The sequence below is a fragment of the Enterobacter cloacae complex sp. 372C4 genome (assembly GCF_050030615.1).
Classification (GTDB): Bacteria; Pseudomonadota; Gammaproteobacteria; order Enterobacterales; family Enterobacteriaceae; genus Enterobacter; species Enterobacter intestinihominis.
In genome coordinates this window covers 353,111-373,121 of record NZ_JBLGUQ010000001.1, presented here as the reverse complement: position 1 = coordinate 373,121, position 20,011 = coordinate 353,111, and the positions used below count along the sequence as shown (strand labels likewise).

Sequence of the window (20,011 nt, the reverse complement as noted above, 5' to 3'; positions counted from 1 at the left end):
TATCAACCAACCCTCGGTTCGTTTACCCGGTGTTTGTTTCTTTTATGTAAAATCTATTTATGTAAAAAGTCACATCATTGTATTTAAAAAGGTTGAGTTAGATCGCAGAAACGGGTACATATAGCGCCGACGCGAGCCTGCAACGCCTATAAAATCCGCTAAACAGTGCAGGTTGGCGATGATGTGTTACTATAAATGTAAATAAATTGTGAAGTAAATTTGCTTCCGGGGATCTGAACGTGAATACATTACAACTCTCCATTGTCCATCGCTTGCCCCAGAGCTATCGCTGGTCGACGGGTTTTGCAGGTTCGAAAGTTGAACCGATTCCGCAAAGCGTTGCCGGGGAGGATAATTGTCTGGTGGCGCTCAAGCTGCTTAGTCCGAGCGATGAAAATGCGTGGCCGGTTATGGAACGTCTCAGCCAGGCGCTGACGGACATCGAAGTAGACAGCTCCGTGCTGGAATGCGAAGGTGAGCCGTGCCTGTTTGTTAACAGCCAGGATGAATTTGCTGCGACCTGCCGTCTGAAAAACTTCGGCGTGGCGATTGCCGAACCGTTCTCCGGTCAATATCCTTTCTGAGTGCTAGTCGGCGGACAATAGCTGGCGCGTATAATCCTGCGCAGGCGCAGTGAATACGCGCTGGCACTCTCCCTGCTCAACGACTTCTCCCTGCCGCAATACCACCACCTGATGGCAAAGCGCACGCACCACCTGTAAATCGTGGCTGATAAAGATATAGGCCAGCCGATGCTTTTCCTGTAGCCCCTTCAGCAGCGCCAGAATTTGCGCCTGCACGGTGCGGTCCAGTGAAGAGGTAGGCTCGTCCAGCACGATCAGCTCCGGTTTCAGGATCAGCGCGCGGGCAATCGCTATACGCTGCCGCTGTCCGCCGGAAAACTCAGCCGGATACCGGTGCCGGGTATCGGGATCTAAACCCACTTCCGCCATCACCCGCTTCACGTCGATTTCACGCTGTTGTGCCGTCAGCGCGGGCTGATGAACGCGCAGGCCCTCTTCAATAATCTGCAATACGCTCAGCCGCGGGTTCAGCGAAGAGTTCGGATCCTGAAAGACCACCTGCATCCGCGGGCGGACGGGCAGCATTTGGCGGCGGCTCAGGTTTTGCAGCGGCATGCCGTCAAAGAGAATGCTTCCCTGCGAGGCGATCAGGCGCAGCAGCGCCAGGCCGGTGGTGCTTTTGCCCGAACCGGATTCGCCCACAAGCCCAAGCGACTCGCCCGGACGCAGAGAGAAGCTCATGTTTTTCAGAACATGATTGTGATCGACCACGCGACGCAAAATGCCTTTGCGGATCGGGAATGACACCGACAGGTCCTCAACCTTCAGCAACGGTGCGCTGTCAGCGTTAAGCGGAACCGGGTCGCCAGAGGGTTCGCTATCGAGCAGGCGCTGTGTATACGGGTGCTGAGGCGCGCTCAGCAGGGCAGTTGCCCTGTTCTGTTCGACGCAGCGGCCGTTTTGCATCACGGCCACCGCGTCAGCGAGCTTTTTCACGATGCTCAGGTTGTGGGTAATAAACAGCAGGCTCATGTTCAGCTCGTCGCGCAGTTCACGCAGCAGTTGCAGAATTTGCGCCTGCACCGTGACGTCCAGCGCGGTGGTGGGTTCATCCGCAATCAACAGTTCGGGGCGCGTCAGCAGCGCCATCGCGATCATCACGCGCTGGCGCTCGCCGCCGGAAAGCTGATGCGGGAAATCGTTCAGCCGTTTCGCCGCATTACGAATGCCGGTGCGTTCAAGGCAGTCCAGAATTTCCCCCCGCGCTGCCTCTTTACGCATTCCCCGATGAAGTGACAGCACTTCATAGAGCTGTTTTTCCAGCGTATGCAATGGATTGAGCGACACCATCGGCTCCTGAAAAATCATGGCAATCTTATTGCCACGAATGCCGCGCAGGGTTTGCTCATCAGCGTTCAGCAGGGATTGTCCATGGAACAGAATATCCCCGTGCGGATAGCTGACCGGCGGGGAAGGGAGCAGGCGCAGCACCGACAGTGCCGAAACGCTCTTACCGGAGCCGGATTCCCCGACCAGCGCCAGCGTCTCTCCGCGCTGGATCTGCAACGATAAATCCGTCACCACCGGGCGAGATTCGCCCTGCTTTGAAAACGCAATCGACAGATTTTCTATGCTCAGAAGAGGCCGGGTCATGTCATACCGCCTTGTTGGGATCGAAGGCATCGCGCACGGCTTCGCCAATAAAAATCAGCAGGGAAAGCAGCACAGCCACGGAGAGGAATGCGGCGATGCCCAGCCAGGGGGCCTGGAGGTTGTTTTTGCCCTGCAACAGCAGTTCGCCAAGAGACGGTGAGCCCAGCGGCAAACCGAAACCAAGAAAATCAAGCGACGTCAGGGTGGTAATGGAGCTACACAAAATAAACGGCAGGAAGGTGAGGGTCGCCACCACCGCATTGGGAAGCATGTGACGGAAGATAATTGCGCGATCGCTCACGCCTAATGCCTGCGCGGCGCGAATATAATCGTAATTTCGCGTGCGCAGAAACTCCGCGCGCACCACGCCGACCAGTGCCATCCAGCCGAACAGGACGGTGATGCCTAACAGCCACCAGAAGCCAGGCTGTACTACGCTGGACAGCAGGATAATCAGAAACAGCGTCGGCATACCGGACCAGACTTCAATTACGCGCTGCCCCCACAAATCGATTTTTCCACCGTAATAGCCCTGCATGGCGCCCGCCACGACGCCCATCACGCTGCTAAAGAGCGTCAGAAGCAGCCCAAACAGGAGCGAGATGCGGGTGCCATAGAGGATGCGCGCCAGCACATCGCCGCCGTTGGCGTCCGTTCCCAGCCAGTTCTGCGAGGAAGGCGGGGAAGGGAAGGGGGTGGACGTGGCGTAGTTAATACTGTTCGCGCCAAAACGAATCGGTGCCCAAAGCGCCCAGCCGTGCTGCGCGATCTGTTCACGTAACCAGGGATCCTGATACTCGGCTGGCGTCGCAAACGGACCGCCAAAATCGCTTTCGCTATAGGTAGTAAGCACCGGCACGTACCAGCGATCTTTGAAATGCACCAGCAGGGGTTTATCGTTGGCAATCAGTTCGGAACACAGACTTAAGGCAAACAGGACGGCGAAGATCCACAGCGACCAGTAGCCGCGACGGTTGTGGCGAAAGCGCGCCCAGCGGGCCTGATTGACGGGGCTTAAACGCAACATCAGCGGCCCTCAAAATCGATACGGGGATCGACCAGCGTATAGCTGATATCGCTGATGATATTCAGCAGCAGGCCGATCAGGGTGAAAATGTACAGTGTGCCAAACATCACCGGGTAATCACGGGAGACGGTGGCCTCATAGCCGAGCAGCCCTAAACCGTTGAGAGAGAACATCACTTCTATCAGCAGAGAGCCGGTAAAAAACATACTGATGAACGTGGCGGGAAAACCGGCAATCACCAGCAGCATGGCGTTACGAAAAACGTGCTTCCACATAATCTGCTTTTCACCGACGCCTTTGGCGCGCGCGGTGACGACGTACTGTTTGCGGATCTCATCAAGAAAGGCATTTTTGGTCAGCATCGTAAGCGCCGCAAAACCGCCGATAACCGTCGCCAGCACCGGAAGCGTGATGTGCCAGAAGTAATCGGTGATTTTCTGATACCACGGCAGCGTGCTGAAATCCGCAGAGACCAGCCCGCGCAGCGGGAAGAGGTCGAAATAACTGCCGCCAGCGAAAAAGACAATCAGCAGCACGGCAAACAGAAACGCCGGGATAGCGTAGCCGATGATAATGAACGTGCTGCTCCAGATATCAAAACGGCTACCGTTGTAGACCGCTTTGCGGATCCCCAGCGGAATGGAAACCAGATAAATAATCAGCGTCCCCCACAGTCCGAGCGTGATGGAAACCGGCAGGCTTTGCTTGATCAGGGTTAGCACCGAGGCGCTGCGAAACAGGCTGTCGCCAAAATCGAAACGGACATAATCCCAGAGCATCCTGAAATAACGCTCGTGCAGCGGCTTGTCAAAACCATAGCGATGGGTGATCTCGGCGATCACCTCCGGATCCAGTCCCCGACCGCCCCGGTAGTGGCTTTCGCTGATATTGCCCACGCCCGTCCGGGCATGGCTGGCCCCCATTCCTTCACCGCCGCCGCCCGGCATGCCGCCAGCGTGACCAAATTCTATGGCCGCAATCGCCTGGTCCACCGGGCCGCCGGGGGCAATCTGCACGATAAAAAAGTTAATGGTAATGATGGCCCATAGCGTCGGGATAACCAGCAGCAGCCTGCGGATAAGATAAGCGCCCATCGTCACTCCTCAACGCCGCGCTGCGGGCAGTTTTGCGGCTTTATTCACGTCATACCACCACGTATCAAAACCAAGCGTATAAACCGGGCGAACGGCGGGCAGGGAGAATTTGTCCCAGCGGGCCACGCGATCTTCACCCATGTACCACATCGGCAGCATGTAATAGTTCCAGGTTAACACCCGGTCAAGCGCGCGCCCGAGCGGCAGAAGTTTCTCTTTATCGCCCTGAGCGGCAACGATTTTCGCGATCAGCGCATCAATCACCGGACTCTTTACCCCCGGAGCGTTGTAGGAGGAGTCGATATACCCCGATGCCCAGGAGATTTGCAGGTCTGAACTCGGCCACGGCTGGGCAGCCCACAGGGTTTGCATCATATCGTAATCGCGACTGCGCTTGCGGTTGGTCAGCTGGGCAATATCGACCTGGCGGATATTCATGGTCACCCCAAGACGGGCAAGGTTCTTCTTAAACGGCAGCACCCACTGATCGTTTGCGCCGGAGGCAATCAGCAGTTCGAAGCTGAGCGGCTTACCAGTTTTAACATTTACTCGTAGCCGATTTTTCAACACCCAGCCAGCGTCATCCAGCAGTTTGCTGGCTTTCAGCAGGTTGTCCCGGTCGAACCCGTTTCCGTCGGATTTTGGCGGTTCAAATAGGCGGGTGAACACTTCCGGCGGGAGCTCCGCTTTCATTGGCGCCAGCAAAACCAGCTCGTCCGCGTGGGGATAATCACGGGCGGCATATTCAGTATTCTGGAAATAGCTGTTCGCCCGGCTGTAGGCTCCGTAAAACAGCGCTTTGTTCATCCATTCGAAATCAAACGCCAGGGTAATAGCTTCACGCACCCGACGATCGGAAAAAACCGGGCGCTGAATATTAAACGCCAGCCAGCGCGTGTCCTGCGCGGATTCGTTTTTATGTTCGTCTTTAACGATATAGCCTTTCGCGAAATTTTTTCCGATATACCGGGTCGCCCAGTTTTTGGCGCTGTTCTCGACACGTAAATCAAATGCGCCTGCCTTAAACGCCTCGAAGGCCACGTTATCATCCAGGTAGTAGTCGTAGCGGATTGTATCGAAGTTCCAGCGGCCCCGGTTTACCGGCAGCGTGGCTGCCCAGTAATCTTTCACGCGGGAATAGATCACGTACTGGCCCATTCGCCAGTCGGTAATGCGATACGGTCCTCCGGCCAGCGGCGGGGAAGAGAGGGGATCGCTCAGCTTATGGTTTTTCCAGAATGATTCGGGCATGACGGGCAGGGAGAACAGGCTCAGCATATTCTCTTTGTTTGGCTCAGGGAGTTCGATTCGCACGGTCAGCGGGGCGATGGCTTTCACCGTGGTGCCCTTGTACACCAGACGAAACTGCGGCACGCCTTCGGTCATAAATTTATGAAAGGTGAACGCCACATCGCGGGCGCTAACCGGCGTACCGTCGTGAAAACGCGCCCGCGGATTAATCGCGATTTCTGCCCAGCTAAAATCATCGGCGTAACGCACGTTCTCAGCGACCAGGGGATAATAGCTGCCGGGCTCGTCGTCGGAGGTGACGAACAGCGTGTCATAGAGGGATTCGGTACGCGCTGCCGCCACGCCGCGCAGGGCGAAGCGGTTAAAGTTGTCAAACGTTCCGGTCGCGGAAAGCGTCACGTTCCCGCCTTTCGGGGCGGCGGGGTTCACATAATCGTAGTGAGTAAAGTTGACCGCATACTTCGGCTCGCCAATGACGGCAAAGGCCGTGCTCTCTTTGATGGTCTGCGCCTGGCTCGACAGGCTCACCAGCGCCAACAGCATCAATACAACGCGCATAATCATAGTGCGGCGGATCCCTTTGTTCACAGGCAGGCTCGGTTGAGGAGAATAATAAGGGACAGCGCCGTGATTGTGAAATTATTCCCCGAGCGTGATGTCGGGTTGCCACGTCCTGAACTGCTCCAGCGGCATTGGTCGGCCGATCCAGTAGCCCTGAAGATAGTTCACGCCATGCTCGCGCAGCCACGCCGCCTGCTCGGGCGTTTCAACACCCTCGGCGACGGTTAACATATTCAGGCGTTCTGCCAGCGTCAGCACCGCGTCCAGCACTGGCGAGGTAACGGTTTCAGTCCCGATGGCATTCACGAAGCCACGGTCAATTTTCAGGTAATCCATCGTGAAGCGTTCCAGATAGATCAGCGCGCTGTGGCCGGTGCCAAAATCATCGATGGCGATTTCAAAACCTTCATTGTGCAGCCATTCAAACAGCTGATTTGCCTCGCGGTGGTTGATCATGTCGCGCTCGGTTATTTCCAGCACAATCTGGAAGTGATCGGGCGGAAGGGCAGCGGCAAACGCGCGCATATCCTCCTTAAAGCTTTCCGCATGCAGATGACCGGGTGCGATGTTGATCCCAAACTTGGCCCCAGGCGGGAGCACCGTTTGCAGTACAGGGGCATCGCGGATAATCAGGTCAAAAAGATGCAGCGTCAGCGGGACAATCAGCTTCTGCGCTTCAGCAAAATTAATAAAGGCATCCGGTGGAATTTCGCCCATCACCGGGTGCTTCCAGCGCATCAGGACTTCCAGCCCGGTCATTCTGAGCGATTGCGCATCCACGACGGGCTGATAGACCACGTAGAACTGGTCGTGCTTGATGGCCGTAAGGATCTCTTTCCCGGGATTAAGACGGATAGTGAGAATATAGAAATTCAGCAGACCTGCCGCAATACCGCAGACCAGGCCGAAGAACACGGCGTAGAGCAGTTCATCGGTCTTCCACGCTTGCGCATAAACGTTAACGGTCAGAGGAATATTTTTCAGCGTGGCGGTGCGGGCAGGGACCTCAGGCAAATCCCGCGCCTGAACCAGCATTCCGGACTGGGTGGATAACGCGGAGTCGCCAATGACGATCGATATTCCGGAAAATTCATCCTGACGTGACGTATAAAGAAGGTAAGGCGTCAGGTTGATGTTCACGGAGGTAAATACGCCGCCGTCTTTTACCAGCGGATTGCGATACCAGATAGCGATCGCGGGTTTATCCGGCAGCATGGGCGTACCCGGCAGGAGCGCGATATCAACAGGTTTGCTGATGTGTAGCTGAGGGATAAGCGTTTCCATTGGGGTATTCATCGGACCTGTTGCCGAAGAGCAGAAGGCCTGTTTATCCCGGACCAGCAAAAAGGCGCGCACGTTAATACTGAAGGCCGCGCGTGAGGTGAGCGCCGCACTGACCTCTTCACAGCTGTTCAGCGTGAGCGGCTGGAGCGTATCAATAGAGGTTTTAAGCTCGTCGAAAAAGCTCTCCATGTAGACGCTTAAATCCGTAATGAGGGTATCGTACCTGACTTCTCGCTTGTGATAACTCCAGTAAAACTGTAACGCACTCAGAAGCAGGGCGGTAAACAACCCCGTCAGAATACTGAGAAACAGTATCTTGCGGTTGCTGGAGAAGTAGCGGGTAAACATAGATGTCGTGATTCCTGAAATGACGCTGGATGTCTATCAGTGTAACGGGCAAAAAAAAACACTGCCGGAGCAGTGCTTTTTTAATCGTATCGCCAGCCAAGGGATAACCAACGATACGACAGCAATATTAACTACGGCTCAGAACGCGGCGAGCTTCGTTGTAGCGCTTCTTCCAGTAAGGTTCGTTCATGCTGGAAATCGTCACACCACTGCTGGTGGAAGCATGGACAAACTGATCGTTACCGATATAGATGCCAACGTGTCGACCGGTTGAACCTGCTCTGAACAGGACTAAATCGCCCGTACGCAGTTTAGTGCGCGAAATGGACTTGCCCATTTCCTGCTGTTCATAAGTAGAACGCGGAAGGTCTAACCCAAACTGCTCACGGAAAGTACGCTGTACGAATGCGGAGCAATCGATGCCTTTCTTGGTGCTGCCGCCCAGGCGGTAACGCACGCCTTTCCAGTCAGCATACTGATCCATAATACGCGACTTAACGTCGAGATTACGTACCATATTTTCAAATTCATCCTGAGAGGCTTGCAGTGAAGAGGAATCTTCCATTCCCACAACACGCGTCTCAGGATGCATATTCTTCGCGGTGTTCGTCGTACTACATGCCGAAAGCAGAACCGCCACTGCAATCGCCGGGATCCCCCGCAAGATATATCTCAAAATTGGTTGAGATTTGACCATTTTGTTTGTTTTCCCTTGAAGTCCTTAACGAAAATATCGTTATAAAAATGCCAACCGTGACGAGACTAATTATCTGTTCACAATGAGACAATTCTTTATGGTGAAATCTGTGGCACAACGCACAAAATTATTCACCACGATAATAATTATCTCAATGGGGCAAAACGAGTTCGAGGTTAACCGATTGCAAAGGGCATTGCGAGCAAAAAAGACCGTTTTTTTATAAGAAAATGTGATACACAACGTTACAGCGCGGAATTGCTCAAAATGCCGCCATTCATACCGGTAATCCCTGCAATTGCTTCATTTTTATCACGAATTGTATGACGGAATGATGACAGCGCTGAATGATGCCGGAAAGAAGTGACTCAGGGATCGAAAACGATCCCTGATGAATGGTGTTAATTAGCGTTATTTATTTGTTTCAGACTTGTTTAAATTTGCCGGGAAGATAGCGATCAAAAATACCTATTACGCGATCGCTCAGGGGAGTCATCAGCACCCAGGGTAAACCAATTAACACCGCCGTAAGAGAGCCTACGGCGATATCTGTCAGCCAGTGAGCGCCAATCATCACCCGCGGGAATGCAAATACCACCACAATAACCAGGGCGATGGCGAAGGCTTTTTTACCGAAATAGCGCAGCATGAAGCCAGCAAAAATCAGCAGCATCATACCATGGTCGCCCGGGAAGCTGTCCTTCGACGCGTCTTTGGTTGGAATATGAAGCAGCTCGCTGACGCGGTTAATATTCGGGAAAGAGAGCGACGGACTGGCGCGTTTAACCGGCATCAGATGCTGCGCCAGCTGGTTGATAATCACGGCTGCCAGCAGCATGACCAGGCCGATAATCAGAATACGGCGACGACCCGTTTTGTCTTCCTTCAGCCAGAAGGAGAGCATCAGACAGCCCATTGCCAGCAGCGAACAGCCGTCAAACGCGCGGTTGTTGGTGATCGCCACCAGCCACAGGAAGGCTTCACTCTTCGCCAGCGCCTGGTTAAAGAAGTGGAACAGCCCGGAATCCAGCGGGAACCAGAAACCGTGATCCGCCGGGATATACCAGGAGAAAAAGAGCGCCAGACCGGCAGCGTTGAGCAATAAAATAGCAGGAAGTCGAGTCGTCATAGTCTTCAGCAATGTGTGAAATCAGGGGCAACGTTAGCCGCCTAAACTTAAACGAAGCTTCAACAGGCTTGACTGGAGGGCATTCCAGTTGGTATTAACCGCACTAATTAACTCTATCCGGCTGTCGGGTGGCGCGACGTTCTGGGTTTCTATAAAGAAATCCTCGCCCTGACGGTTAATGCGCACCAGACCATCCGGAGTGCGCATGATCCCTTTCACCCGCTCAACCGGCGCCAGTCTCGCCCATTCCAGTATACCAATGGTGTCGAAAACCGTATCGGCATCGAAGATCCAGCCGCAGGCCTGGTGTCCCTGGCCGCTGTTCAGATTTCGACGCCAGCGCTGATGTTCGGGCAGGCTCAGCGCAGCCAGACCTTGCTTCGCGCCGTGGCTATGCGAATGCTCTGCGCTGGCAGGCAGTTGCGTCTGGTTGAGGCGGGGAAGATCGAGCAGGGCGCCATCAATGTTGCCCTGGGTGGTCTGCACATACTGACGTCCACCGCCAGCCTGCTGCCACCAGGCATTGAACGCGGCCTGACTCTCAGCCGTCGCGCGATCGGATTTATTCGCCACGATGATGTCTGCCGAGGCGAGCTGGTCGCGGAAATTGTCGTTATTGATCGCTTTTTCATCCAGCAGCTGGCGGGGGTCGAGCAGGCAAAGCGTCGCACGCAGCTCAAGCCACGGCTCGTAGACCGGGGCGGTCAGTAAATCAAGAATTTGCTTCGGATGACCCAGCCCAGTGGGTTCAATCAGCAGACGGTCAGGCTTGCCCTGACGCAGCAGCGTATTCAGCCCGACCTGCATCGGCAGACCATTCACGCAGCACATACACCCGCCCGGGATCTCTTTCACCATCGCGCCGCTGTCGGCGAGCAACGCGCCGTCGATCCCCACTTCGCCAAATTCGTTGACCAGCACGGCCCACTTTTCCGCCGGATCTTTATTGGCCAGCAAATGCAGAATGGACGTAGTTTTACCGCTGCCGAGAAAACCGGTGATCAGGTTGGTTTTGGTCACGTGCGCTCCGATAAATAATTGTGATGTAGTAACAACTATCTATCATCCTGACGAAAAAATCGGGCATTGAGAAGAGGGAGGGCGAACGGAGCGTAAAACCGTTCGCCTTAAACGCAATAATCGCTAAATTTTTAACGTTTCGATAACGGCCTGACGCGCGCCGAGCCGGACGAGGCGCTGGTACGCGCCGGTGATTGCCTCGACAAAGACAGGGTTTTGCGGCAGGTCGTCGCCAAAGATTTCTTTTAGCCTCTGCAGGGCGCTAACGCGTTCTGCGTCACTGCTGGTAGCGACAATGGCCTGAAACTTGTCGCTCAGCGGATCGCGCACGTCAATGGCGTTGCCCTGGTCGTCCGTCCCGCTGACGTAGCGCATCCAGCCTGCGACGCCCAGCGCCAGTAATGGCCAGGCGGTGTTACGCTCAAGATGCATGCGGATCCCATCCAGCATGCGCTGAGGCAGCTTCTGACTGCCGTCCATAGCGATTTGCCAGGTGCGGTGCTGTAGCGCCGGGTTGGCGAAGCGGTCAAGCAGGCTGTCAGCATAGGCTGTCAGATCGACGTTGGTGATGGGCAGCGTAGGGGCCTGCTCATTCAGCATCAGCCTGCGGGCAGCCTCGCGGAAGCTGTCGTCCTGCATACATTCATTTATGTGCGCGTAGCCGGCAAGGTAGCCCAGATACGCCAGGAAGGAGTGGCTGCCGTTCAGCATCCGCAGCTTCATCTGCTCCCAGGGCAGGACATCCTCAACCATCTGTACGCCTGCAACCTCCCATTCCGGACGCCCGGCGACAAAGTTATCTTCCACTACCCACTGAATGAACGGTTCACAGCTGATGGCGCAGGGATCTTCAACGCCAAGTTCCTGGGTGATTTCCGCGAGTGAGGCGTCAGTGGCGGCGGGCACGATTCGGTCGACCATGGTGCCAGGGAAGCTCACGTGCGCCTCGATCCATCCGGCCAGCTCTGCGGATCGCTTTCCGGCCATGCCGAGAACGGCATTTTTCACCACGTGGCCGTTGTCGGGAATATTGTCGCAGGAGAGCACGGTAAACGCTGGCAGGCTGCGCTCGCGGCGGCGATGAAGCGCTTCGACCAGAATACCCGGCGCGGAATGCGGCTCAGACGGATGCTCAAGATCGTGCAGAATGCGGCTGTTGTGCATATCCAGTTTCCCCGTCGCCGGATCGATGCAGTAGCCTTTTTCGGTAATGGTGAGGGAGACAATGGCCACCTGCGGTTCGCAGAACTTCTCAATAATGGCTGCCAGCGAGTCGAGTTTTGCGTTCAGGCACTCTTTTACCGCACCGATAATAATGGGCTGATTGCCTTCGGCACCTTTCTCCAGCACGGTAAACAGATGATCCTGCGCGCGGAGCTGGCGCATGAGAACATCGCCGCTAAAGAGGCTAATCTCACAAATACCCCAGTCGCCTCCTTTGGCGTTCAGCACCCGGTTTGTTAACAACGCCTGATGCGCCCGGTGGAACGCGCCAAAGCCGAAATGGACGATGCGGGAGCGTAACTGCTCGCGATCGTAGCGGGGCTGCTGGACATGAGCAGGAAGCGCGGTGGAGGCAATAGTCTTCATGTAGTACACACCTGATTAACCATTAATTAACAATGCCAGTGTAAAGTTATATGACAACAAATTAAATTGGTAAGCCGTAAATATCCCGGTTATGTGAGTTTGATCAATCAATGTCGCGCGCTGTGTTGACCACTTCGATTAAACATGTATGGTAGTCGTCATTGAGGTAATCCATATTGGTATAACAACTTGAGAGGGTGGGGCAATGGAACAAACCTGGCGTTGGTACGGGCCGAACGATCCGGTTTCTCTTGATGATGTGCGTCAGGCTGGCGCAACGGGTGTGGTCACGGCGCTGCATCATATTCCGAACGGTCAGGTGTGGCCGGTGGAGGAAATCCAAAAGCGTCAGGCACAGCTGGCAGAGAAGGGTCTAACCTGGTCTGTCGTGGAAAGTATTCCGGTTCACGAAGATATCAAAACCCACTCCGGTGAGTGTGAAACCTGGATTGCGAATTATCAGCAGAGCATTCGTAACCTGGCGGCCTGCGGTATTGATACCGTCTGCTATAACTTTATGCCAATTCTGGACTGGACGCGTACCGACCTGGAATATGAAATGGCCGATGGTTCGAAGGCGCTGCGTTTCGATCAAATCGCTTTTGCGGCTTTCGAGCTGCACATTCTGAAGCGTCCGGGGGCGGAAGCAGACTACACCGCCGAAGAGCAGCAGCAGGCGCTGGCGTGGTTCAATGCCGCCAGTGAAGCGGACATTGAGAAGCTGGTTCGCAATATTATCGCGGGCCTGCCGGGGGCGGAAGAGGGCTATACCCTCGATCAGTTCCGCGCGCGCCTGGCGGAATATGGCGATATCGATAAAAACCAGCTGCGTGAAAACATGGCGCACTTCCTGCGCGCTATCGTGCCGGTGGCAGAAGAAGCGGGCGTGCGGCTGGCGGTCCATCCGGACGATCCTCCCCGCCCAATCCTCGGCCTGCCGCGTATCGTGTCGACCATTGAGGATATGCAGTGGCTAAAAGAGACGGTGGACAGCATCTACAACGGCTTTACCATGTGTACGGGCTCTTACGGCGTGCGTGCGGATAACGATCTGGTGCGGATGATCGAAACCTTTGGGGATCGCATTCATTTCACTCACCTGCGTGCAACCTGCCGTGAAGAGAATCCAAAAACCTTCCATGAAGCAGCCCACCTTGGCGGCGACGTGAACATGGTTGCGGTGGTGGATGCCATTCTCTCTGAAGAAGTACGTCGTAAGCAGGCGGGGGATGTACGTCCTATCCCGTTCCGTCCGGATCACGGGCATCAGATGCTGGACGATCTGCGCAAGAAAACGAATCCAGGGTATTCGGCGATTGGCCGTCTGAAAGGGATGGCGGAAGTGCGCGGTATTGAGCTGGCGCTGAAAATGACGAAGTATCCAGAGCTTCTGTAAGCCTGATTGCCCGGTGGCGCTACGCTTACCGGGCCTACGAAAAACCGGCTCTGAGGCCGGTTTTTGTGTTTTTGTAGGCCGGGTAAGGCGCAGCTGCCACCCGGCAAACGCCACAATCAGTCAGCGCGACCCATATAGCGTTTTTCTTCGATATGGATACGGATTTTCTCGCCCGCTGACAGGTATTCTGGCACCTGTACGACCAGACCGGTAGTCAGGGTAGCCGGTTTGTTACGCGCGCTTGCAGACGCGCCTTTGATGCCCGGTGCCGTTTCAACGATTTCCAGATCAACGGTCTGCGGCAGCTCCAGCGCCAGCAGCACGCCATCCCAGGTCAGCACCTGCATGTCCGGCATTCCACCTTCAGGAATAAACAGCAGCTCTTCTTCGATCTGATCTTTGGTGAAGATATACGGGGTGTAATCTTCTTTATCCATGAACACGTATTCGTTGCCGTCGATGTAGGAGAAATCAACGTAGCGACGGGTCAGGGTCACGGTATCCACGATATCGTCGCCTTTAAAACGTTCTTCCACTTTCAGGCCGGTACGGACATCGGAGAAACGCATTTTATACAGCGTTGCTGCGCCACGGGCGCTGGGTGCCTGAATGTCGATATCTTTCACAATCAGCAGTTTGCCGTTGTAATTCAGTACCATACCTTTCTTGATTTCGTTCGCTCTTGGCATTGCAGTAATCCTGTTTACGGGAGGTAAAAAATATCGCGCCAAATTACTCGCGCGCGGCCTTTCAGGCAAGCGGAATTCGTGGGTTTTGCTATCAATACATAAAAGGTGTTACTGTGCGCGCAATGCCCGACTGCGCGGGCATCTGCCACCGACAGAGAGCATGTATGGATTGTCGTTCCGACTGTGGCGCGTGCTGTACCGCACCGTCCATCTCAAGCCCCATTCCAGGCATGCCACAAGGCAAGCCTGCCAATACCCGCTGCGTTCAGCTCTCTGACTCCAACCTGTGCATGATCTTTGGCTCGCCTTTACGCCCGAAGGTGTGCTCCGGGCTCCAGCCTGACGCCGAAATGTGCGGCAGTACGCGCCAGCAGGCCATCACTTACCTGCTTGAGCTGGAAGCGCTCACCGCGCCTTAAACGTCCTTAATCCGCGTCAGGCAGCTCAACGTCAGGAAGCACATCACCAGCGCAATCCAGAACACCGTATGATAGTTCCAGATTTCAGCCACAACGCCCGCCAGTGAGCCTGCAATAATCCAGCCCACGCGGGTGGTATTAGTATAAAGGGTGGTGGCAGCGCCTGCCTGACCCGGCATCAGATCCTGGAAGTAGAGCATGCCGATACCGGCCAGAATGCCGATATAAATGGCGTTCAGCAGCTGTAAAGCAAGAAGCAGCGCTGGCGTATGAACCGTCAGCATACCGATATAAAACAGCAGCCCGGCAACGGCGGCGATGCGCATCAAAAAGCGCTTGCCGAAGCGCTTCGCGTAATAGCCCGCAATCAGCATGGTGGGGATCTCAAGCCCCGCGGCGGTTCCCATCATGATCCCGGCCAGCTTCTCCGGCAGATGCAGCTCATCAATAATAAACAACGGCATATTAATGATATAGAGGCTGTTCGTTCCCCACATCAGCGTACAGATAATGAATAACAGTAGTGCGTCGCGCCGGTTACGCCGCGGTGCTTCCAGCGTACCGGTCGCCACTTTCGGCTCTTTACGCATGGAAGGCAGGAAGAACCATACCATTGCGCCACACACCACGAAGGCTACCGCCGCGCTGAGGTACATTACCGTAAAGCCAAAACCCATTGCCAGCGCGTAGGCGAGCGGGGGGCCAATCACCCACGCAAGCGACACCTGCGCGCGCAGTATCGAGCTGAACATCACCGCTTCCCGCCCGGTGCGGTCGGCATGCTCGCGGGCAAGGGCGAACATCTGCGGGTTGGCTGTCGAGCCGAAGCTGCTCAGGAACACCCCAACAAACAGCAGAATGAAATAGTTGCGGTTCCAGGCAAACAACACGCAGGCGAAAACGCCCAGCAGACAGCAAAAGACGATCAGGCTTTTACGATCGCCTTTTCTGTCGGAACGCCCGGCCAGAAACTGGCTGACCAGGATGCCAATGATGGCGCTCCCGGTGAAGAAGAAGCCAACCATCGCCGGACGCGCGTGGACTTCGTTGGTCAGAAACAGGCTCAGCGTAGGCGTTTGTAACGCACCGGCAATACCGGTGAGGAAAGCAACAATCAAAAACGCCGTTGACGTCAAATCAAAGGGCTTTGGTGAGGCGGCAGCGGGGGTGTTATGCATGTTCAGTCTTTGCGAGTAACAGAGAGAGGCGGAGTTTACGCCGCCTGTCATTAAATAAACAGAGGGCAAAATCAAGATTGCCACAATAAATCAAAATAGCATTTCAGTTTAACGCTGTTTCGCTGAAGTGTGCTGAACCTGTTTGCTGAACATCAGCAAAAACCTCCCTATTGAAGAAGAAATGTGCTGCACTTCTAAATTCTGCAACAAGAAATGTAACTTTTCTTGCAACCTTTTGTAGAAAAGACAAGACTTCTTGAAACGTTTCAGCGCTATCTTGCATGTCCTGTAGAAGCAGGTTAGCGCATATTTTCTCAGTTAAGCTGAAACGATTCAATTTCAGCAGGAGAGGAGAATCATGTTCCAGTTATCTGTTCAGGATATCCACCCGGGCGAACAGGCCGGGAATAAAGAAGAGGCTATTCGCCAGGTCGCCGCTGCGCTCGTGCAGGCTGGCAACGTGGCGGACGGCTACGTCAACGGCATGCTGGCGCGTGAACAGCAGACCTCCACCTTCCTCGGTAACGGTATTGCAATTCCGCACGGCACCACGGACACCCGCGATCAGGTGCTGAAAACCGGCGTGCAGGTTTACCAGTTCCCGCAGGGCGTGCTCTGGGGCGAGGGGCAGGTGGCTTACGTGGCGATCGGTATCGCGGCCAGCGGTGACGAACACCTGGGCCTGCTGCGTCAGTTGACGCACGTGCTGAGCGATGATGCCGTCGCGGAACAGCTTAAATCCGCCACCACTGCTGAAGAGCTGCGTGCCCTGCTGATGGGCGAAAAACAGAGCGAAGCGCTGAAGCTGGATAATGAAACCCTGATGCTGGACGTCGTTGCGTCCGATCTGGTGACGCTCCAGGCGCTGAACGCGGCTCGCCTGAAAGAGGTGGGGGCGGCTGATACCGCCTTTGTGACCCGCACCATCAATGATAAGCCTTTAAACCTGGGTCAGGGCATCTGGCTGAACGACAGTGCTGAAGGCAACCTGCGCAGTGCTATCGCGGTCAGCCGTGCTGCGGTTGCCTTTGAGACAGACGGCGAACGCGCCGCGATGCTGGTAACCGTTGCCATGGCTGACGATCAGCCGGTATCCGTCCTGAAGCGCCTTGGCGATCTGCTGCTGAACAATAAAGCTGAAAAATTGCTGAACGCAGACGCGGCGACGGTGCTGGCCCTGCTGACCAGCGACGATGCGCTGACGGACAACCTGCTGAGCGCGGAGTACGTGGTGCGTAACGAACACGGCCTGCATGCCCGTCCGGGCACCATGCTGGTGAATACCATTAAACAATTTGAAAGTGAGATCACCGTGACCAATCTGGACGGTTCGGGTAAACCAGCCAACGGGCGCAGCCTGATGAAAGTTGTCGCGCTGGGTGTGAAGAAAGGCCATCGTCTGCGTTTTACCGCGCAGGGTGCTGATGCTGAACAGGCGCTGAAAGCGATTGGCGACGCCATCGCGGCCGGTCTGGGGGAGGGCGCATAATGAGCAGACGTGTTGCGACCATTACGCTGAACCCGGCTTACGATCTGGTGGGCTTCTGCCCGGAAATTGAGCGTGGCGAAGTTAACCTGGTGCGAACCACCGGCCTGCATGCCGCAGGGAAAGGGATTAACGTGGCGAAGGTGCTGAAAGATCTCGGCATCGACGTCACCGTTGGCGGCTTCCTTGGCAAAGACAACCAGGACGGTTTTCAGCAGTTGTTCAGTGAACTGGGCATCGCCAACCGTTTTCAGGTTGTGCAGGGCCGTACCCGTATTAACGTTAAGCTGACCGAGAAAGACGGTGAAGTGACCGATCTGAACTTCTCCGGCTTCGAAGTGACCCCGGCTGACTGGGAGCGCTTCGTTGCCGATTCCCTGAGCTGGCTGGGCCAGTTTGACATGGTGTGCGTCAGCGGCAGCTTGCCGTCCGGCGTCAGCCCGGAAGCGTTCACCGACTGGATGACGCGCCTGCGCAGCCAGTGCCCGTGCATTATTTTTGACAGCAGCCGCGACGCGCTGGTCGCCGGTCTGAAAGCCTCGCCATGGCTGGTTAAGCCTAACCGCCGTGAACTGGAAATCTGGGCGGGCCGTAAGCTGCCAGAATTAAAGGATGTGATTGACGCTGCCCATGCGCTGCGCGAGCAGGGTATCGCTCATGTGGTGATTTCGCTGGGTGCAGAAGGTGCCCTGTGGGTTAACGCCTCCGGGGAATGGATTGCCAAACCGCCTTCTATGGAAGTGGTCAGCACCGTGGGTGCCGGGGATTCGATGGTTGGCGGCCTGATCTACGGTCTGCTGATGCGCGAATCCAGTGAACATACCCTACGCCTTGCTACCGCCGTTGCGGCCCTGGCCGTGAGCCAGAGCAATGTCGGTATTACCGATCGTACCCAGTTAGCCGCGATGATGGCGCGCGTTGACTTAAAACCTTTTAACTAACAGCAGGAGAGGAATAATGAAAACGCTGCTGATCATTGACTCCGGTCTCGGACAGGCTCGCGCCTATATGGCGAAGACCCTGCTGGGCGCGGCGGCACAAAAAGCGCATCTGGATATCATTGATAACCCGGGTGATGCTGAAATGGCGATTGTTCTGGGTGACAAAATCCCCGCGGACAGCGCCCTGAACGGCAAAAAAGTGTGGCTGGGCGATATTAACCGCGCGGTGGCACACCCTGAACTGTTTCTGAGCGAAGCAAAAGGTCATGCGACGGTTTACAGCGCACCCGTTGAGGCCGCGCCGGTCGCAACCGCTGGGCCGAAACGCATTGTTGCGGTAACGGCCTGCCCGACAGGTGTGGCTCACACCTTTATGGCGGCTGAAGCCATTGAAACCGAAGCGAAAAAACGCGGCTGGTGGGTGAAGGTTGAAACTCGTGGCTCTGTTGGCGCGGGTAATGCCATCACGCCGGAAGAGGTGGCCGAAGCCGATCTGGTGATCGTGGCGGCCGATATCGAAGTGGATCTGGCGAAGTTTGCCGGTAAGCCGATGTACCGCACCTCAACCGGCCTGGCGCTGAAGAAAACTGCGCAGGAGTTTGATAAAGCGCTGGCGGAAGCCAAACCTTATCAGGCGACCGGTGCGGCTAAAACGCCTGGCGAAGGTAAGAAAGAGTCTGCGGGTGCCTATCGTCACCTGTTAACCGGGGTTTCCTACATGCTGCCGATGGTGGTGGCGGGCGGCCTGTGTATTGCGCTCTCCTTTGCCTTTGGTATCGAAGCCTTTAAAGAGCAGGGCACGCTGGCGGCAGCGTTGATGCAGATTGGTGGAGGCTCCGCGTTTGCGCTGATGGTGCCGGTGCTGGCGGGCTTTATCGCCTTCTCCATCGCTGACCGTCCGGGTCTGACGCCGGGTCTTATCGGCGGTATGCTGGCCGTGAGCACTGGTTCTGGCTTTATCGGCGGTATTATTGCCGGTTTCCTTGCCGGTTACGTGGCGAAGCTCATCAGCTCGAAGCTGAAGCTGCCGCAGAGTATGGAGGCGCTGAAACCTATCCTGATCATCCCGCTGATTTCCAGCCTGGTGGTCGGTCTGGCGATGATTTACCTGATTGGTAAGCCGGTCGCGGGCATTCTGGAAGGTCTGACCCACTGGCTGCAAACCATGGGGACGGCGAACGCGGTGCTGTTGGGCGCAATCCTCGGCGGTATGATGTGTACCGACATGGGCGGTCCGGTAAACAAAGCGGCATACGCGTTCGGCGTTGGCCTGCTGAGTACCCAGACCTATGCGCCTATGGCGGCGATCATGGCGGCAGGTATGGTGCCTCCGCTGGCACTTGGCCTGGCGACAATCATTGCCCGTCGTAAGTTCGATAAAGCGCAGCAGGAAGGCGGCAAAGCGGCGCTGGTGCTGGGTCTGTGCTTCATTACCGAAGGCGCAATCCCGTTTGCGGCGCGCGATCCAATGCGTGTTCTGCCATGCTGTATCGTCGGCGGTGCGGTAACGGGAGCTATCTCCATGGCGGTAGGTGCGAAACTGATGGCACCGCACGGCGGTCTGTTCGTCCTGCTGATCCCTGGCGCCATCACGCCGGTGCTGGGCTACCTGCTGGCGATTGTTGCCGGTACGCTGGTGGCGGGTCTGTCTTACGCGGTGCTGAAGCGTCCGGAAGCGGAAGTGGTCGCAAAAGCAGCCTAAAAGAGGTGTCGGGTGGCGGCTT

The 20,011-nt window shown here is 55.7% G+C and carries 18 protein-coding genes; 6 read left to right on the top strand and 12 right to left on the bottom strand.

Annotation, left to right across the window (positions count from 1 at the left end; translation table 11 throughout):
• Positions 1-239 precede the first annotated feature (239 nt).
• Positions 240-584 (top strand): YejG family protein, encoded by a 345-nt coding sequence (locus ACQG11_RS01820; RefSeq protein ID WP_003859372.1) that lies wholly within the window; start codon positions 240-242, stop codon positions 582-584.
• Between the two features lie 3 nt (positions 585-587).
• On the opposite strand, the gene yejF is transcribed toward ACQG11_RS01820, so the two are convergent.
• From yejF to ACQG11_RS01775, 9 genes are all read right to left on the bottom strand, one after another.
• The gene (gene yejF, locus ACQG11_RS01815) at positions 588-2,177 is read right to left on the bottom strand and encodes a microcin C ABC transporter ATP-binding protein YejF (RefSeq protein WP_426728132.1); all 1,590 of its coding nucleotides are present in this window, start codon (positions 2,175-2,177) and stop codon (positions 588-590) included.
• A 1-nt stretch (position 2,178) separates the two neighbouring features.
• Positions 2,179-3,204: a microcin C ABC transporter permease gene (locus ACQG11_RS01810; RefSeq protein WP_023306620.1), complete on the bottom strand. Its 1,026-nt coding sequence runs from the start codon at positions 3,202-3,204 to the stop codon at positions 2,179-2,181.
• Entirely contained in the window at positions 3,204-4,298 is a 1,095-nt protein-coding gene (locus tag ACQG11_RS01805; RefSeq protein WP_003859369.1) for a microcin C ABC transporter permease YejB, read from the bottom strand. Before ACQG11_RS01805 ends, ACQG11_RS01810 begins: the two co-directional genes overlap by 1 nt.
• A 9-nt stretch (positions 4,299-4,307) precedes the next feature.
• A complete protein-coding gene (locus tag ACQG11_RS01800; protein WP_038416428.1) occupies positions 4,308-6,113 on the bottom strand; it encodes an extracellular solute-binding protein in 1,806 nt (601 codons plus the stop codon).
• 75 nt (positions 6,114-6,188) lie between these two features.
• Positions 6,189-7,742, bottom strand: a complete 1,554-nt coding sequence (locus ACQG11_RS01795) for a cyclic di-GMP phosphodiesterase (protein WP_063151840.1) — start codon at positions 7,740-7,742, stop codon at positions 6,189-6,191.
• Positions 7,743-7,869: 127 nt separating this feature from the next.
• The gene (gene mepS, locus ACQG11_RS01790) at positions 7,870-8,439 is read right to left on the bottom strand and encodes a bifunctional murein DD-endopeptidase/murein LD-carboxypeptidase (RefSeq protein WP_003859364.1); all 570 of its coding nucleotides are present in this window, start codon (positions 8,437-8,439) and stop codon (positions 7,870-7,872) included.
• 424 nt (positions 8,440-8,863) lie between these two features.
• Positions 8,864-9,568: a phosphatase PAP2 family protein gene (locus ACQG11_RS01785; RefSeq protein WP_046619110.1), complete on the bottom strand. Its 705-nt coding sequence runs from the start codon at positions 9,566-9,568 to the stop codon at positions 8,864-8,866.
• Positions 9,569-9,601: 33 nt separating this feature from the next.
• Positions 9,602-10,588, bottom strand: a complete 987-nt coding sequence (locus ACQG11_RS01780; RefSeq protein ID WP_426728131.1) for a CobW family GTP-binding protein — start codon at positions 10,586-10,588, stop codon at positions 9,602-9,604.
• A gap of 123 nt (positions 10,589-10,711) precedes the next feature.
• Positions 10,712-12,178 (bottom strand): mannitol dehydrogenase family protein, encoded by a 1,467-nt coding sequence (locus ACQG11_RS01775; protein ID WP_426728130.1) that lies wholly within the window; start codon positions 12,176-12,178, stop codon positions 10,712-10,714.
• 205 nt (positions 12,179-12,383) lie between these two features.
• Between ACQG11_RS01775 and uxuA the strand changes: the two genes are divergently transcribed.
• Positions 12,384-13,574, top strand: coding sequence for a mannonate dehydratase (uxuA, locus tag ACQG11_RS01770; RefSeq protein WP_022648722.1), 1,191 nt, complete (start codon positions 12,384-12,386; stop codon positions 13,572-13,574).
• A gap of 116 nt (positions 13,575-13,690) precedes the next feature.
• Here the strand turns inward: uxuA and yeiP are convergent, their stop codons facing one another.
• Positions 13,691-14,263, bottom strand: a complete 573-nt coding sequence (yeiP, locus tag ACQG11_RS01765; protein ID WP_003859355.1) for an elongation factor P-like protein YeiP — start codon at positions 14,261-14,263, stop codon at positions 13,691-13,693.
• Between the two features lie 164 nt (positions 14,264-14,427).
• Between yeiP and ACQG11_RS01760 the strand changes: the two genes are divergently transcribed.
• Positions 14,428-14,682, top strand: coding sequence for a YkgJ family cysteine cluster protein (locus ACQG11_RS01760; RefSeq protein WP_032622476.1), 255 nt, complete (start codon positions 14,428-14,430; stop codon positions 14,680-14,682).
• Here the strand turns inward: ACQG11_RS01760 and setB are convergent.
• Together setB and ACQG11_RS01750 are read right to left on the bottom strand one after the other, a co-directional pair.
• On the bottom strand, positions 14,679-15,860 hold the full coding sequence (setB, locus tag ACQG11_RS01755; protein ID WP_426728129.1) for a sugar efflux transporter SetB: 1,182 nt from the start codon (positions 15,858-15,860) through the stop codon (positions 14,679-14,681). The two genes, ACQG11_RS01760 and setB, sit on opposite strands and share 4 nt — an antisense overlap.
• Before the next feature lie 103 nt (positions 15,861-15,963).
• Positions 15,964-16,143, bottom strand: a complete 180-nt coding sequence (locus tag ACQG11_RS01750; protein WP_139154318.1) for a hypothetical protein — start codon at positions 16,141-16,143, stop codon at positions 15,964-15,966.
• A gap of 75 nt (positions 16,144-16,218) precedes the next feature.
• Here ACQG11_RS01750 and fruB point away from each other — a divergent pair, with 75 nt between their 5' ends.
• Genes fruB through fruA form a run of 3 tightly spaced genes read left to right on the top strand, consistent with a single transcriptional unit; the run spans position 16,219 to position 19,989 of the window.
• On the top strand, positions 16,219-17,349 hold the full coding sequence (gene fruB / locus ACQG11_RS01745) for a fused PTS fructose transporter subunit IIA/HPr protein (protein ID WP_045308656.1): 1,131 nt from the start codon (positions 16,219-16,221) through the stop codon (positions 17,347-17,349).
• Positions 17,349-18,287 carry a 1-phosphofructokinase gene (gene fruK, locus ACQG11_RS01740; protein WP_006811313.1) on the top strand — a complete coding sequence of 313 codons (939 nt, stop codon included), beginning with the start codon at positions 17,349-17,351 and terminating at the stop codon, positions 18,285-18,287. The genes fruB and fruK overlap by 1 nt, the downstream gene beginning before the upstream one ends.
• A 16-nt stretch (positions 18,288-18,303) precedes the next feature.
• Positions 18,304-19,989 (top strand): PTS fructose transporter subunit IIBC, encoded by a 1,686-nt coding sequence (fruA, locus tag ACQG11_RS01735; RefSeq protein ID WP_022648704.1) that lies wholly within the window; start codon positions 18,304-18,306, stop codon positions 19,987-19,989.
• Positions 19,990-20,011 lie beyond the last annotated feature (22 nt).

Coding starts and splice junctions, on each gene's coding strand:
- yejF (WP_426728132.1), bottom strand. CDS start 2,177: ATGACCCGGCCTCTTCTGAGCATAGAAAATCTGTCGATTGCGTTTTCA.
- ACQG11_RS01810 (WP_023306620.1), bottom strand. CDS start 3,204: ATGTTGCGTTTAAGCCCCGTCAATCAGGCCCGCTGGGCGCGCTTTCGC.
- ACQG11_RS01805 (WP_003859369.1), bottom strand. CDS start 4,298: ATGGGCGCTTATCTTATCCGCAGGCTGCTGCTGGTTATCCCGACGCTA.
- ACQG11_RS01800 (WP_038416428.1), bottom strand. CDS start 6,113: ATGATTATGCGCGTTGTATTGATGCTGTTGGCGCTGGTGAGCCTGTCG.
- ACQG11_RS01795 (WP_063151840.1), bottom strand. CDS start 7,742: ATGTTTACCCGCTACTTCTCCAGCAACCGCAAGATACTGTTTCTCAGT.
- mepS (WP_003859364.1), bottom strand. CDS start 8,439: ATGGTCAAATCTCAACCAATTTTGAGATATATCTTGCGGGGGATCCCG.
- ACQG11_RS01785 (WP_046619110.1), bottom strand. CDS start 9,568: ATGACGACTCGACTTCCTGCTATTTTATTGCTCAACGCTGCCGGTCTG.
- ACQG11_RS01775 (WP_426728130.1), bottom strand. CDS start 12,178: ATGAAGACTATTGCCTCCACCGCGCTTCCTGCTCATGTCCAGCAGCCC.
- uxuA (WP_022648722.1), top strand. CDS start 12,384: ATGGAACAAACCTGGCGTTGGTACGGGCCGAACGATCCGGTTTCTCTT.
- yeiP (WP_003859355.1), bottom strand. CDS start 14,263: ATGCCAAGAGCGAACGAAATCAAGAAAGGTATGGTACTGAATTACAAC.
- ACQG11_RS01760 (WP_032622476.1), top strand. CDS start 14,428: ATGGATTGTCGTTCCGACTGTGGCGCGTGCTGTACCGCACCGTCCATC.
- setB (WP_426728129.1), bottom strand. CDS start 15,860: ATGCATAACACCCCCGCTGCCGCCTCACCAAAGCCCTTTGATTTGACG.
- ACQG11_RS01750 (WP_139154318.1), bottom strand. CDS start 16,143: ATGCAAGATAGCGCTGAAACGTTTCAAGAAGTCTTGTCTTTTCTACAA.
- fruB (WP_045308656.1), top strand. CDS start 16,219: ATGTTCCAGTTATCTGTTCAGGATATCCACCCGGGCGAACAGGCCGGG.
- fruK (WP_006811313.1), top strand. CDS start 17,349: ATGAGCAGACGTGTTGCGACCATTACGCTGAACCCGGCTTACGATCTG.
- fruA (WP_022648704.1), top strand. CDS start 18,304: ATGAAAACGCTGCTGATCATTGACTCCGGTCTCGGACAGGCTCGCGCC.